At 59.6% G+C, this 14,639-nt stretch carries 13 protein-coding genes; 5 read left to right on the top strand and 8 right to left on the bottom strand.

All coding sequences use genetic code 11. The features are described 5' to 3' along the window. Positions 1 to 116 precede the first annotated feature (116 nt). The 4 genes from serS to glpK all read left to right on the top strand — a co-directional run bounded on the left by serS (position 117) and on the right by glpK (position 4,940). On the top strand, positions 117 to 1,376 hold the full coding sequence (gene serS / locus CFAEC_RS12595; RefSeq protein ID WP_290277350.1) for a serine--tRNA ligase: 1,260 nt from the start codon (positions 117 to 119) through the stop codon (positions 1,374 to 1,376). 11 nt (positions 1,377 to 1,387) lie between these two features. Beyond that, positions 1,388 to 2,320: a lysophospholipid acyltransferase family protein gene (locus CFAEC_RS12590; protein WP_290279924.1), complete on the top strand. Its 933-nt coding sequence runs from the start codon at positions 1,388 to 1,390 to the stop codon at positions 2,318 to 2,320. Between the two features lie 5 nt (positions 2,321 to 2,325). Then, positions 2,326 to 3,165, top strand: a complete 840-nt coding sequence (locus tag CFAEC_RS12585) for an HAD family hydrolase (RefSeq protein ID WP_290277347.1) — start codon at positions 2,326 to 2,328, stop codon at positions 3,163 to 3,165. 248 nt (positions 3,166 to 3,413) lie between these two features. Next, positions 3,414 to 4,940 carry a glycerol kinase GlpK gene (gene glpK / locus CFAEC_RS12580; protein ID WP_290277345.1) on the top strand — a complete coding sequence of 509 codons (1,527 nt, stop codon included), beginning with the start codon at positions 3,414 to 3,416 and terminating at the stop codon, positions 4,938 to 4,940. A 433-nt stretch (positions 4,941 to 5,373) separates the two neighbouring features. Here the strand turns inward: glpK and CFAEC_RS12575 are convergent, their stop codons facing one another. From CFAEC_RS12575 to chcC1, 7 genes are all read right to left on the bottom strand, one after another. Then, positions 5,374 to 5,685, bottom strand: a complete 312-nt coding sequence (locus CFAEC_RS12575) for a hypothetical protein (RefSeq protein WP_290277343.1) — start codon at positions 5,683 to 5,685, stop codon at positions 5,374 to 5,376. Between the two features lie 406 nt (positions 5,686 to 6,091). Next, complete coding sequence (locus CFAEC_RS12570; RefSeq protein ID WP_290277341.1) at positions 6,092 to 6,418, bottom strand: 2Fe-2S iron-sulfur cluster-binding protein; 327 nt, start codon at positions 6,416 to 6,418, stop codon at positions 6,092 to 6,094. Positions 6,419 to 6,438: 20 nt separating this feature from the next. Then, entirely contained in the window at positions 6,439 to 7,677 is a 1,239-nt protein-coding gene (locus CFAEC_RS12565) for an NAD(P)/FAD-dependent oxidoreductase (protein WP_290277337.1), read from the bottom strand. A 13-nt stretch (positions 7,678 to 7,690) separates the two neighbouring features. Then, positions 7,691 to 8,944: a cytochrome P450 gene (locus CFAEC_RS12560; RefSeq protein ID WP_290277335.1), complete on the bottom strand. Its 1,254-nt coding sequence runs from the start codon at positions 8,942 to 8,944 to the stop codon at positions 7,691 to 7,693. A gap of 49 nt (positions 8,945 to 8,993) precedes the next feature. Beyond that, positions 8,994 to 10,742 (bottom strand): 4-oxocyclohex-2-ene-1-carboxylate 5-dehydrogenase, encoded by a 1,749-nt coding sequence (gene chcC2 / locus CFAEC_RS12555; RefSeq protein ID WP_290277332.1) that lies wholly within the window; start codon positions 10,740 to 10,742, stop codon positions 8,994 to 8,996. 79 nt (positions 10,743 to 10,821) lie between these two features. Continuing rightward, the gene (locus CFAEC_RS12550; protein ID WP_290277330.1) at positions 10,822 to 11,127 is read right to left on the bottom strand and encodes a Dabb family protein; all 306 of its coding nucleotides are present in this window, start codon (positions 11,125 to 11,127) and stop codon (positions 10,822 to 10,824) included. Next, positions 11,124 to 12,779 carry a 4-oxocyclohexanecarboxylate 2-dehydrogenase gene (chcC1, locus tag CFAEC_RS12545; protein WP_290277328.1) on the bottom strand — a complete coding sequence of 552 codons (1,656 nt, stop codon included), beginning with the start codon at positions 12,777 to 12,779 and terminating at the stop codon, positions 11,124 to 11,126. The genes CFAEC_RS12550 and chcC1 overlap by 4 nt, the downstream gene beginning before the upstream one ends. Positions 12,780 to 13,052: 273 nt before the next feature. Here chcC1 and chcB1 point away from each other — a divergent pair, with 273 nt between their 5' ends. Next, positions 13,053 to 13,811 (top strand): trans-4-hydroxycyclohexanecarboxylate dehydrogenase, encoded by a 759-nt coding sequence (gene chcB1, locus CFAEC_RS12540; RefSeq protein ID WP_290277325.1) that lies wholly within the window; start codon positions 13,053 to 13,055, stop codon positions 13,809 to 13,811. A gap of 24 nt (positions 13,812 to 13,835) precedes the next feature. Here chcB1 and CFAEC_RS12535 read toward each other — a convergent pair whose 3' ends face one another. Beyond that, on the bottom strand, positions 13,836 to 14,636 hold the full coding sequence (locus CFAEC_RS12535; protein WP_290277322.1) for an IclR family transcriptional regulator: 801 nt from the start codon (positions 14,634 to 14,636) through the stop codon (positions 13,836 to 13,838). Positions 14,637 to 14,639 lie beyond the last annotated feature (3 nt).

Genomic DNA, 14,639 nt, shown 5'->3' with positions numbered 1-14,639 from the left:
CACCTGGTCATAACCAGGAGGTGGTTTAGGTCATGGCCGGTGGGCAAAGGGGCGGATCGGGGTTGTGTCTCCACCTAACGCCTCCAAGATGAGATGGGCACGGTAGATTGAATTCCATGATTGATCTGAAATTCCTCCGTGACAATTCTGACGTTGTCCGCACCTCCCAGATCACCCGTGGTGAGGATCCCGCCCTTGTTGATGAGCTGATCAGTGCTGACGAGACCCGTCGACAGGCGATCCAGGCCGCTGATGATCTCCGCTCTGAACACAAGGCGTTCGGAAAGAAGATCGGCCAGGCCTCCCCGGAGGACCGCCCAGCACTGCTGGAGGGCTCCAATGAACTCAAGACCAAGGTCAAGGAGGCGGAAGCTGCACAGGAAGCCGCGGAACAGCGCGTGCATGAGCTGCAGATGAAGCTGTCTAACGTGGTGGAAGGCGCCCCTGCCGGCGGCGAGGAGGACTTCGTGGTCCTCGAGCATGTCGGTGAGCCACGTACCTTCGACTTCGAGCCCAAGGATCACCTTGAGCTGGGTGAGTCCCTCGGCCTCATCGATATGAAGCGTGGCACCAAGGTCTCCGGTGCCCGGTTCTATTACCTCACCGGCGATGGTGCCATGCTGCAGCTCGGCATGCTCACCCTCGCGGCGCAGAAGGCCACCGCAGCTGGTTTCAAGATGATGATCCCACCGGTGCTGGTCCGCCCAGAGATCATGGCCGGCACCGGTTTCCTCGGTGATCACGCCGAAGAGATCTACTACCTCGAGCGCGATGACATGTACCTGGTGGGCACCTCTGAGGTGGCCCTGGCCGGTTATCACAAGGATGAGATCATCGATCTCAATGACGGCCCCATGAAGTACGCGGGCTGGTCCTCCTGCTTCCGCCGTGAAGCCGGATCCTATGGAAAGGACACCCGGGGCATCCTGCGTGTCCACCAGTTCGACAAGGTGGAGATGTTCGTATTCTGCAAGCCTGAGGAGGCCGAGGAGCAGCACCAGAAGCTGTTGCAGATGGAAAAGGACATGCTCGCAGCCGTCCAGGTTCCCTACCGCGTCATCGATGTCGCCGGTGGAGACCTGGGTGCATCCGCTGCCCGCAAGTTCGACACCGAGGCCTGGGTCCCCACCCAGGAGACCTACCGCGAGCTGACCTCCACCTCCAACTGCACCACCTTCCAGGGACGTCGTCTGCAGACCCGTTACCGCGATGCCAACGGCAAGCCACAGATCGCCGCCACCCTCAACGGCACCCTGGCCACCACCCGCTGGTTGGTCGCCATCCTGGAAAACAACCAGCAGGCCGATGGTTCCGTCATCGTTCCCGAGGCGCTGCGCCCATTCGTGGGCAAGGATGTCCTCGAACCCATCAAATAAGGCACGTGGCAATGCACAACATGGTTAAAAAGCAGGGGTTCTTCGTGCCGGAAGGCACCCCGGAGGTGCCACTGCACCCGAAGGAATCCAGGGAACCCCTGTACAACGGCATCATCATCCGATTCATTAAAACGGTGATGAAGGCCCAGGGCCTGAAGCTCTATGTCTACGGATCGGAAAACGTCCCCACCAGCGGGGGTGCGCTTCTGGCGGTCAACCACACCGGTTATTATGACTTCATCCTCGGCGGTCTCCCGGCACATCTGCGGGGCAAGCGCCTGGTGCGGTTCATGGCGAAGAAGGAGATCTTTGATACTCCCGGCGTGGGCCAGCTGATGAAGGGGATGCACCACATCCCGGTCAACCGCGATAAAGGCAAAGGCGCGGGTTCCCTGGAGAATGCCGTAACCCGTCTCAAACAGGGGCAGTTGGTGGGGATCTTCCCGGAGGCCACCATCTCCCGCAGCTTCGAGATCAAAAACCTCAAGACCGGTGCGGTCCGTATCGCCGAGGCCGCAGGCGCCCCACTGTTGCCCCTGATCATCTGGGGTGGCCAGCGGATCATCACCAAGGACATCGACCGCAATATGGGTCGCACCCACTTCCCGATAATCATCAAAGTCGGCGAGCCGGTTGACTCGAGCGGCACCCCGGAAGAGGCCACCGAGCGCCTCTCCCGGGCGATGAAAGAGCTTCTCGACGACGTGCGGACAGAGTACGAGACCACCTTCGGCCCCTTCGAAGGCGGGGAACTCTGGCGGTCGGAATCCCTCGGTGGGGGAGCCCCTTCGCTGGAGAGGGCGTCCCTGTTGGAGATGGCGGAAAAGGAGCGTCGACAAGCAAAACGCGAGGCCAAGCAGGCCGCGCACGCTGACAAGAAACCGCTCCCCAAGCGGCTGTTCAACAAGGCCAGGGGCCTTGTTGGAAAAATCAGACGAAAGTAGGAGACATGAGCAGTCCTGGTCCCGCCCCCAAGCTAGTGGCCAGCGACGTCGATGGAACGTTGATCGACAGCGCCGAACGCGTGCCCGCCCGACTCCGTGAGGTGATCACACGCATGACGGCGCAAGGTGCGGTCATGGCGTTGTCCACCGGCAGGCCGGCACGGTGGATCTTCAACGTCCTGGAGCAGCTGCCCGTGCGCCCTGTCTGTGTCTGCGCGAATGGGGCGGTGATCTACGATTCCGCAGAGGACAGGATCCTCAAGGCCCATACGCTGGCGCCGGAGGTGATGGTGTCCGTGGTGGGCCTCGCCCGCGCCGCCCTGGCTGAACACGGTGGCGTGAGTTTTGCCGTGGAACGTGCGGGCACCTCCGCCTTCGACAATGTGGATGAACTCTTCCTGGTGACCCCGGAATACAGCCATGCCTGGCCCACACTGGATGATCACGGCGTGGTGTCCCTGGACACGCTGATCTCCGAACCGGCGACGAAACTACTGCTGCGCAGTGATTTCCTGGAATCCAAGGAGATGTTCGACCTGATCCGCCCGGCGATCCCGGAGGAGATGGCCCACGTGACTTTCTCCATGTCCGGTGGCCTGCTCGAGGTGGCTGCACCTGGGGTGACCAAGGCGCTCGGTGTTGCCTACCTGGCGGAACTGCTGGGGGTGGAGCAATCTGATGTGATCACGTTTGGTGACATGCCCAATGACATTGAAATGCTCCAGTGGGCCGGCAGGGGAGTGGCCATGGGCAACGCCCGCCCGGAAGTGAAGGCAGTGTCCGACCACGTGACCACCACCAATGATGAGGCCGGGGTGGCTGAGGTGTTGGAGTGGTGGTTCTAACTCAGGGATAGGGTGGAGCCGCTAAAACCGTGAATTAAATTCCGGGTCAGCTTCCGCCAGGACGCGGAAAATGGGATTTAATTATCAGCAAATCCCACACAGTGAGTCCTTTCCGCCAAGCTGGTGTTATATATCCTGACCACCGGTTATGTCCTGGGTGTGCGCTGCGGGGGTGGTAACCGGGCGCAGGCATAACCCTTTCATTTTTGGCTATACCGTACTTGGGTCCGCATGCAAAAATAGGGGCCATGAGATCCTCAAAAGCCAATTCTTATGTGGCTGGCATCGACCAGGGCACCACGTCCACCCGTTGCATCATCATCGATAAAAACGGTGAAGTGGTTTCGGTGGCCACCAAAGAACACTCACAAATCTTCCCTGAGCAGGGCTGGGTCGAGCACAATGCCCTGGAGATCTGGGACAATGTCCGTGCCGTGGTCAGCCAGGCCATGGTGGCAATCGACATCACCCCCTATGAAATCGCCTCCGTCGGTGTGACCAACCAGCGTGAAACCACCGTCGTCTGGGACCCCGCCACCGGTGAACCTGTGTATAACGCCATTGTCTGGCAGGACACCCGCACCAATGAGATCTGCAGGGAACTCGCCGGTGCAGAAGGGCAACAGAAGTGGCTGGACCGCACCGGTCTGCTCCTCAACTCCTACCCGGCAGGGCCCAAGCTCAAATGGATCCTGGATAACGTGGAAGGTGTTCGGGAACGCGCGGAAAAGGGCGAACTGCTCTTTGGCACCATGGACACCTGGCTGCTTTGGAACCTCACCGGTGGTGTCCGCGGTGATGACGGTGCAGAAGCCATCCACGCCACCGACGTCACCAACGCTTCCCGCACCCTGCTCATGGACATCAACACCCAACAGTGGGATCCGGAACTCTGTGAAGCACTGGACATTCCCATGAGCATGCTCCCGGAGATCAAATCATCCATTGGTGATTACCGCTCCGTACGCCACCGCGGTATCCTCGCCGATGTTCCGATCACCGGCGTGCTGGGGGATCAGCAGGCAGCACTATTTGGTCAGGGTGGATTCAAGGAGGGCGATGCCAAGAACACCTATGGCACCGGCCTCTTCCTCCTGATGAACACCGGCAAGGAACTGAGCATCTCCAAGCACGGACTGCTCTCCACCATCGCCTATCAGATCCAAGGCCAGGAACCTGTCTATGCACTCGAGGGTTCCGTATCCATGGGTGGTTCCCTGGTGCAGTGGCTCCGTGACTCCCTGCAGATGATCCCGACCGCTCCTGCAATCGAGGAGCTGGCACTCCAGGTTCCCGATAACGGCGGTGTGCACGTGGTTCCGGCCTTTTCCGGCCTCTTCGCACCACGCTGGCGTTCTGATGCCCTCGGTGTGATCACCGGACTCACCCGTTATGCCAACCGCAACCACATCTGCCGTGCCGTGTTGGAAGCCAACGCCTTCCAGACCCGTGAGGTTGTGGAAGCCATGGCACTTGATGCCGGCAAGGAATTGGAATCACTGCGCGTGGATGGCGCCATGGTGGAAAATGAACTGCTCATGCAGATGCAGTCCAATATCCTGGGCATCGACGTGATCCGTCCCCATAACATTGAGACCACCGCCCTGGGAGCTGCCTTTGCAGCAGGCCTGGGGTCGGGCTTCTTCCAGAGCCTGGATCAGATCGCTGAACTGATCTCCATCAAGCAGACCTGGACTCCGGAAATGAGTGAAGGTGAGCGCGAGGACGCCTACGAGGAATGGAATAAGGCGGTCGAACAGTCTTATCGTGATTAGTTCTGCGTCAGGTAACCTTTGCCCTTTTGATGAGATGCTGCCTTGCGTGATGACTTTGCGAAGCTTTGGGTCAGCGGTGTGATGATTACGCCAGGCACTATAACGCCGGACCATCCGGGCCCGTTCCCGATGACTGGGATGATCGGTGCCATCCAGAGCGAAGTATCGCAAGCCAGTGAACTGTGCCCCAATTCGTTTCAATCACGAGACGTAAAATGGTACCTAGGCGAATTCAACGTTATTGGTCACCGCTCAATCCCCCCCGGCCCGACCATCAGTCTTAACTGAACGGTGGGGGAGAAAATATCTAATACAATTGCGATCCGCACCTGTAGTGGATGCAGTCACCGCAGGTAGCGACAAAAACGCCAGGAACTGGGTCCTTTTTAGAAGTCTTGATATACCCGTAAACGCGGTCAGTGGATAAATCAAATCAAGCCAGCAGATGTTGGACCCCGTGCAGGTGTTTATAAGTCGCGCGTCGTCGTCGGCGTGGATCATCAGTATCGCTCTTAGCGACTGTTTTCGACATCCACTGTTTGCCTGGGCGGGGTTGAAGATTGAGGGGACCGAATTCATCCATGCAGATGACTACTTCGGGATCTTCTAGCCCAGATATGGTTATGCCATCGGCGATGGCATAAAGATTTAGCACTCGATTCTTTTTGGCTTCATGCTCAGGGCCAGTTGAGGTTTTCCAGGTTTTAATACCTGGAAACGAGAAGCCTTCCTCATGAAGGAGCATGCGTAGTCCTTCGTGGGAGATGTCGTCGACCACCCCCTGGTTAAGCAGATGATCGGTTAGTTTCAATAGACTCCAGGTCGAAAACGCTAGGTTATGATCGCCTGAGTGGTTCTCATCCCGCGCTCCCATTATCAGCGTCTGATAGCGTGGTATATCTGTAACTGCCGGTAGTAACCCCATCAACAAATGAGGCGACCACCGCAAATACCTTTCGAATCAACCCCTACATCTCCTCGAGAGGGACAGTCACGATGGCCGCTGGCCCTTAACTCTCTGCTCACGGCAACATATTTATTTTTTCACCGAACAATGGTTTGCTGTCACCGACCCACAAGCCCAGTCGGTGATCAGCCAGCTCTTGGGTGTTGCCCGCATTGCAGGCTCGCACCCATCTAATGAAGTACTGCTAGTCGTCTTCTGGCGCCAGGGTCACCGTCTTGCCGAGGAAATCAGGACGCTGCGGGACCTGACAGGACAGGCGTGAACATCCGGGTTCAAAGCCTTCGGCATCCTCCAGCAGTTCAATCTCGTCTTCACTACGGGGATCAAGTTGCTCGATAATATCCTCCGGGAGGTAGACATGGCAGGTGGCGCAGGATTCGGTGCCACCGCAGGAGGCGAGGATCGGGAGGTCATTGTCGCGGAGGGCTTCCATGAGGGACTGGTCGGATTCCCATTCGATGGTGTGGGTGGATCCTTCGCGGTCGATGACGTTGATGTTCTGGTCAGACATGATTTAGCTCCTTAGGTAGGTTAAGCGGTAACGAGATCGCGGATGGAATCGGAGAGCGGACGGTTGGCGTCGGCCACGATGATGGGGTCAATGATGTGGCGGGCGGAGATCAGCTTCTTGCCCTGTCGGAAATCGGCGAGTCGGCCGACGGTATCAATGGCGGCAAGACGACCTTCGCGCAGGTAGAGGACTGAGAATTTGCCCGCTGCAGGATTTCCACGCAGGACGAGTTCATCATCCGGGTGACGCACGCCTGCTGTCTGTAGGCGCTTGTCGTGCTGGACGGTCCAGAACCAGGCGATCTCGGGTTCCGCAGGGTCAGCACCCATGATGCTGCGGGCCGCCTGAGTGGCCTGGTGTGTGGCATTCTGGATGCATTCGAGACGCCGGTCGACGTTCTCAAACTGGCATATGGAGCGTGAGACATCACCGATGGCATAAATGTGGGGATCGGAGGTGCGTGCCTCAGCATCGACGATGATCCCGTCATCGCAGAGCAATCCGGCCTGTTCCGCTAGATCCTGGTTGGGGATCACACCGATGCCGACGACGACCACATCTGCTTTATGGACTTCACCTGTGTTGGTGAGTACGCGCTCAACCCTGCCCTCACCTTGGATTTCGGAGGCTCCGGTGCTGAAGCGAAAATTGGCACCTGCCTGCGTATGAAGATTTTCGAAGAAGTGCGAGATGGGTTCGGAGGTCACCCGGGACATGATGCGGTCTTGGAATTCGATGACTGTAGTGCGGCAACCGGCTGCGGTTGCCGCCGCGGCCACCTCCATACCAATGTATCCGGCTCCGATGACCACAATGCGCTTCTGCTGCTGTAGCGCTTCCCGGAGCTGAACCGCATCCTCGTGGGTCTTGAGCATCTGGACCCCGGGGAGATCAGCTCCCGGCACTGGGAGTGCCCGGGCGGTGGCACCGGTGGCGATGATCAGGCGGTGGTACTGCTGCTGGTGACCATCCGAGAGATGGACGACCTGGGAATCCCGGTCGATACCGGTGGCGGAGCGTCCGCTGAGGAACCGGATACCGCGCTCCTCAAACCACCCCGCCTTGCGCAGCCGCTGGGCGCGGCCGTCGGAATCAGTTTTCAGCAGGTCTTTGGACAGTGGTGGTCGTTCATAGGGGTCGGTGGACTGCTGGTCGACCATGATGATCCCACCGGACCAATTGAGTTCCTTGAGGCGGGCTGCCGCGGTGACTCCGGCGTGGCCGGCACCAATGATGACAATAGGGTGGGTAGCAGACATTGTTCTTTCCTTTCTAACTGACGAGGGAACGGTCACGGGAATGTAGACGGACGTGGAGAACGTTGGGGCCGTTGCTGATGTTGTTGCCCTTCATATATTCGATCGCATGATCAGGGTCGAGTTCGATTCTCTCTAGCATGGTGGTGAGCAGTTCGACGGTAATGGTGGTTTCCAGACGTGCCAGTGGGGCGCCGACGCAACTGTGCACACCGTGGCCGAAACCGAGGTGTCCGGAGCTGTCCCGGTCCATGTCGAAGGTGTCACCGTCGGGGAATTTGGTGTGGTCGCGGTTCGCGGAGGCGATCATCAGGCGGACAATGGAACCCTCCGGGATGGTGACACCGTGGAGCTCCACGGGTTCGGTGGTTTTGCGTACGGTGCGGTGGATGGGGCCCCGGAATCGTGCGAGTTCCTCCACGAACGGCTCGATGTCTGCGGGATTTTCACGGAGTCGGTGCAGCAGTTCCGGGGTTTCGCTGAACTGTTGGAACGCGCCGGCCATAAGCAGGGTCGTGGTGTCATGTCCGGCGACAAACATGAAGGAACATAGCTCGGAGGCCTCCTTGTCATTGAGGAGTCCCTCCTTCCACATGCGTGCAATATGTCCACCGACAGCTTCGCTTTCCTCGCGGTAGAGTCGCTCCAGGTTGTTGAGCAGGTAGGCCAGGAAGTCCCTGGTGCTCTCCGCGGCGGTGTCGTTGCCGGGGGCATTGCGGGCCAGCTGGGCGAAGTAGGTAAAGATCTCATCAGACCAGAACTTCATCTTCTCCACATCTTCAGCGGGCACATCCAGGATTCCGCTGATGGTGGCCATGCTCAGTTGGAGCGTGTAATCACTGACAGCATCACCACCGCCGTTCTCAATCATCTTCTCCAGGAGGTCCGTGCCGATGGTACGGACCCGGTCTTCCATGATTCCCACGGATTTCGGGGTGAAAGCTCGGGCCACGACTTTGCGCAGTCGGGCGTGGTTCGGGGCGTCGAAAAGCGTTAAGAAGGTGATCGGCACCGGGGTGACCACCTCGGAGGAGAAGATCTTGGGGGCGCGCAGGGCTTTGCGGACATCCTCGTAGCGGGTCAGGAACCAGACATCGGCGCCCGGGGTGGCGGCCCGCATGACCGGGGCGTTCTCGCGCATCCAGGCGTAGTGCGGGTAGGGGTAGCCCTGTGAACCATCCTCATCAATGACCTTGAATGGGACAAGGTTCTCCGGCCAGTTCAGCTCGTGAGAGTACGGGGGAAGAGCGGTGGTGGTGTGATCAGACATGATTGTTCCTTCCGGTTGGTGATGGATTGTTCGTTGCTATCGGATGGGGTCAGGAGAGGATGTCGGCCTGGGCCTGGGAGGCTGCGCGCTGGGCAAGCGTCGCGATGTCGCGGCCCATGCGGTAGCCGAAGACCAGGGCAGGGCCGATGTGGGAGCCATAGCCTGGGTAGCCACCACCGAATACCGATGTGGCGGACGCACCGACGGCGAACAGACCGGGGATGGCATTGCCCTTGGAATCGATGACCGCGGAGTGCCCGTCGACGTCGATGCCGGCGAAGGATCCGAGGTCACCGACGTGGATCTTGGCGGCGTAGTATGGGGCCTTTTCCAGCGTGGCCAGGTTGGGATTGGGGGTGTGGGAGGGATCGCCACGGAAGTGGTTGTAGGCGGTTGACCCCCGACCGAAGTCCTTGTCCTCGCCGTTACGGGCGAACTCGTTGAAACGATCAAGGGTGTTTTCCAGGGTGATGGGATCTGCGCCGATCTTTTCCGCCAGTTCCCCGAGGGTGCGTGCCTTGACCAGGAAACCAATATCGAAGAAGTACTTGCGTGGGATCGGCCAGGGCTTGGCATAACCGATGCCGTAAGTATGCATGCACGCCTCGTCCGCAATGATCCAGGCGTAGGTGTCCTCGTGCTCACGGTCATGTTCAATCAGCTGACGGCCGAAGTCGTGGTAGCTCAGGGCTTCGTTGCCAAAGCGCTTACCGGTGCGATCCACGGTGATCATGCCGGGCAGACCGATCTGACGCAGGTGCGGGAAGAGGCGCTGCTTACCGTTGCGAAGCCGCTTGAACGTAGTGATCGGCGCCCAGGAGCCGGGTGCGAAGACATCGTCGTTGATACGACCACCTGCTGCGATAGCCATCTCGGCACTCGAACCGTCATGGCCGATCGTGGGGGTGATGTGGTTGGTACCGGAGTGGTCATGCGGGAAGAACTCCCGGCGCAGGGTAGTGTTACCGGTGAAGCCACCACCAGCCAACACCACACCCAGGCGGGCACGGACGAGTCCAGCGTGCTCGCCTCCGAGGACCGCCCCGGTGATGGCACCATCCTCATCCTGTTCCAGGGACTCCACCGGGGTGGAGGTCCAGATGCTCACACCCTCATCGAGCGCGGAACGAACCATCCTGGTGATCAGTGCGGAACCGTTGGTCCGCTTGAGGGGCTGGCCACGCACGACGGTGTCGAACCAGGTCCGGGTGAGTTTCCGCGCCACATAAACGAAGGATTTCAGGGAACGGTTGGCGTTGAGGACCTGGTTGAGGTCAGGACCAACCTGAGGCATATATCCGAAGACCGTATAGGTGCTCAGATACGGCTGCAGCTCATGGCGCCGGTCACCGAGCATGCGGGCATCGGCATCATCGGGCAGGATCGCCCGTCCACCGATCCGTGCGCCCGGCAGGTCCATCTGATAATCGGGGGCCTTCTCCGGGTAGACGAAGTTGACCTCGGTGTTCTCCTCGAAAAAGTTGATGGCCTCAGGAACAGTGTCCAGGAATGCCTTCACTCCATCCTCGTTGTAGGTGTCCGGCGCGAGTGACTTGAGGTAGGTTTCCACCTCTTCGCGGGTGTCGCCGGTGGCGGCGGTTCCCTTGGGGTTGCCCGGTACCCAGGCCCAACCCGCAGAGATGGCGGTGGTGCCACCGAAGTGGCTTTCCTTCTCCGCCACGAGCACATCAAGTCCCTGGTGGGCTGCCGCAAGGGCGGTGGCCAGTCCGGATGCTCCGGATCCGACCACGAGCACATCGCAGGTACGGACGGGGGAAGGGGTGTGGTTGTTGCTCATGAAAATCTGCTCCTATCGCAGGTGGGAAATGGTGGTTCAGTGGGTGGAGGTTGCGCTTATGGTTGGATCTGCACCCCAGTCACAGGGCCCCGTCGGGGACCTCGAAGTCCACGTAGGCCAACTCAGCGGCATTGGGTAATGAGTAGGGTTTGATGGCTTCGTGCAGCGGGTGGGTGTTGTAGGTCTGGATATCCTCGACGGTGTCAAAGTCCACGATGATCACGTGGTCCCAGGACCTGTCGGTGTGGAGGACATCGCGACCATGGATCAGGTTCACCATGCCGGGGATGTTGCCCCGCATCTTCTCCAGGCCTGCGACCCACTTCTCGCGGATTTCATCGGTGAAGGAGTCTTTCCACCGGATCATCAGGACATGGCGGATCATGCGGACCCCACTGACATGGCCAGGTGATCGGAGGAGTCGGTGACAATGGTGCGTCCTGCCTGGAAAGCCATGGTCATCAATGGCCCGAGGGTTGCCCCCGCACCTGGATAACCTGCGGCGCAGGGGGATTCGGCGACATTGCCGGCGGCGAAAAGACCACGGATGGGTACCCCGTCGACATCGATGACCTGACCGTTGCCGTCAGTGGCCACACCACCGGAAGTGCCGAATGCGCCGTTGACCACCTCGAGGGCGTAGTAGGGGCCGTATTGCAGGGGGCCGAGGGAGGGATTCGGCCAGGGGCAGTCGCTGTCACCCCAGTAGCGGTCATATTCGGATTCCCCGCGGCAGAAGTCCTTGTCCACACCACTCACCGCCATCTCATTGAAACGGTCAACGGTGGTGGTGAGGTTGATGGACGGAACCTGGATCTTCTCCGCCAACTCCTCAAGGGTCGGGGCTGCAATGAGGTAGTCGGGGGTTGGCTGGCCGGCGCGGTGGTCGAGGATGCCGTAGCGCTCCAGGTAGGACTGGTCGAAGACAACATGGGCAGGGGTGTTGAGGGTCTGGTTGTTGGGGGAATCCCAGGACTGCAGACATCGGGCGAGGTCATTGTAATTCTGCGCCTCGTTGGCAAAGCGCTGGCCGTGACGGTTAATCATGATTGATCCCGGGCCCTGGCGTTCGAAGCGGAGCAGGGAACCGATCGGGGAACCATCACGCATACCACCGGTCAGGGACATCGGCGCCCACCATGCTTCACGGGTGCCCTTGGTTGCGGCACCCACGCGCTGTGCCATCTTCAGCCCATCGCCGGTATTGGAGGGAGGAGAACACATGGCGTACAGACGGGAGGCGAGGAGGGAATCAGCCAGTGCGTGGTCCCATTCGAAGCCACCGGAGGCCAGCATGACTGCTCCTGCGGATACCCGGGTTCCATCCTCGATGGTGATTCCGGTGATGCCATCGGCATCACCTGCCAGGTGGGTGACCCGGGCGTTGACTGCGAAGGTGACATCGAGTCGTCGGCAGGCGGCCAGGAGCATCGCGACGAGTGCATGACCCTTGGCGGCGATACCATCGGCCATACGCTGGTTCATCTCATCCCAGGGGAATTTGGTGAAGGCACCCCAGGTTTCGTATTCCTGCATTGTGTAGGGATGGCGACCATCGGTGCGAAGGTAATCTGCAAGTTCGCCGAGTGCCTCACGGTAATTGAACAGCTGGGGTTCGATGGTGCGCCCGCCGGTGATGGCACCTGGCAGGTCCTGACGGTAATCCGGGAAATTATCCAGGAAGAGGAACTCCACATTGAGTTCATCTGCGATGAAACGCAGCATGTCGGGGCCATGCTCAATGGCGGAATCGAGAAGTTCGGTGCGGCCGCGGCCCCGGGCGACCGCTTCAACATAAGCACGACCGGCTGTTTTTGAATCTGCGATGCCGGACTCACGGGCATAATGGTTATCAACGACCCAGAGCATGCCACCCGAGACTGCGGAGGTTCCGCCGAGCAGACTGGACTTCTCCGCCACCAGGACATTCAGGCCTGCGTGGGCGGCGGTGGCGGCGGCCGTGAGGCCAGCGGCTCCGGAGCCGACGACGACCAGGTCGTAGTGCTCACGTTGGGATGCATTATCCAGAATTTTCATAATTCACCGTGCTCCTCATCACTAGATTTCATTGGTGTGACTCACAGCATGTCTGGTGGGGACAGGGAGGGATACCGTTAAACCATTCAACGGTACGGAAGGTACCGTTGAATGGGGGCATGATTGCTAGTTGTTGATGAACACTCAAGGGGTCGCCCGCATGGGGGCGTGAAAATAACGCCCCAATCATCCTCACGCCAGGGCATTCCCATTGAATGGCACGAAGTGAATTTTCTGGCGTTTTCCCCGGAATCGCTGGGTAGTCTTCGCCCCATGACACATCACCATGAACGAACCGCAGGAAAAGTAGCACTGATCACCGGAGCAGCCTCAGGCATGGGAGCCTCCCACGCCCGCATGCTCGCTGTCCACGGTGCCCGGGTGGTGATCACGGATGTCGCCGATGAGGCGGGACAGGATCTGGTCCGTGAGATCGGCGAGGACCGTGCGTATTTCATCCACCTGGATGTCACCGATTACCAGGCCTGGGAACAGGCGGTGGAAGCCACCCTTGAACGCTTCGGCAAGCTGGATGTGCTGGTCAACAATGCTGGCATCTTCACCGCGGGCAGCATCGAGGATGCTACCCTGGACGACTGGGATAAGACCTTGGACATCGACCTGAATGGCACCTTCTACGGCATGAAGGCAGCACTACCGGCGCTGAAGAAGAATGCCACCGCATCAATCATCAATATCTCTTCCATCGCCGGGGTCACCGGTTTCAAGAACCGCGCCGCCTACTCCACTGCCAAGTGGGCGGTCCAGGGCCTGACCAAAACCTCCGCCCTGGACCTGGCCAAATACAATATCCGCGTGAACTCTGTCCATCCGGGCAGCGTGGAAACCCCACTGACAGCCAACCTCCAACGTGGGCTTGGCCAGGTACCGCTGGGCAGAGCCGCGCAGGTAAAGGAGATTTCCAGCATGATCATCCACCTGGCCTCCGATGAATCCACCTTCACCACCGGAGCCAGCTTCATCATCGACGGTGGCGAAACCGCTGGCAACAACCTCCGCGACGACCAGTAGGCCACCGCGCCAGATACTCCCCTGTCAGTCCAGCGGGCTCGGATTCGTCTCATAGATCACACCCGGGAGTTTTGTCGGGATGCTTCCGAGCCTGCGCTGCACCGCACGGGCGGCGAAGCGAAGCTGTGGAACCGTCAGCTCAAACCTCTCCTGACCGACCGGAACAATCACGGTCAGGGCAGCGATGGCCTGCTCAGAACCGTCGAAGATCGGGACGGAGATGCCTGTGGACTCGGAAATGATGGCACCCGCCGACGCGGCGAAACCCTCACGCCTGATCTGATTGAGCATCCGACGTAGGTGGTCGGGATCCGTCACGGTGCTGTCCGTGTATTTGGGAAGCTTACGACGCAACATCAACTGCTGGTTCTCCGCGGGGCCGAACGCTGTCATCACCAACCCGGCGGAGGTGGCATGCGCGGGGAGCCGCAGCGCCACCGAGATGATGTTGACCGTGTAGTCGTTCGGGGTCATGCGCTCGATGTAGAGCACCTCATTGCGGTCCATGATGGCCAAGGACACATGGGTTTTCAGCTCTGTGACAAGATCCTCCATGGGGGGAAGCGCTGCGCCACGGAGGGTTTCCGCATGTGATCCACGGGAAGCCAATTCCCAGAGGCGGTTGCCACGACGCCAGCCACCATCATCACGTTTAACCAGGTCCTCTGACTCCAATTCACGGAGCAGCCGGTGTGCTGTGGAGACCGGCAATGATGCCTCAGCAGCGATTTCCCGCACACTGAGGGCACGGTTGTGGGCCGGAAATACTTCCAGGATACGGACGACGCGGGTGATCAACGATTCACCTGAAGGGGAGTTCGCCATGCA

Origin of the sequence: Corynebacterium faecale, from assembly GCF_030408735.1 — a bacterium.
GTDB lineage: Bacteria > Actinomycetota > Actinomycetes > Mycobacteriales > Mycobacteriaceae > Corynebacterium > Corynebacterium faecale.
Note: the sequence above shows the minus strand (reverse complement) of the source record. Positions and strands in the feature narration are given on the sequence as shown.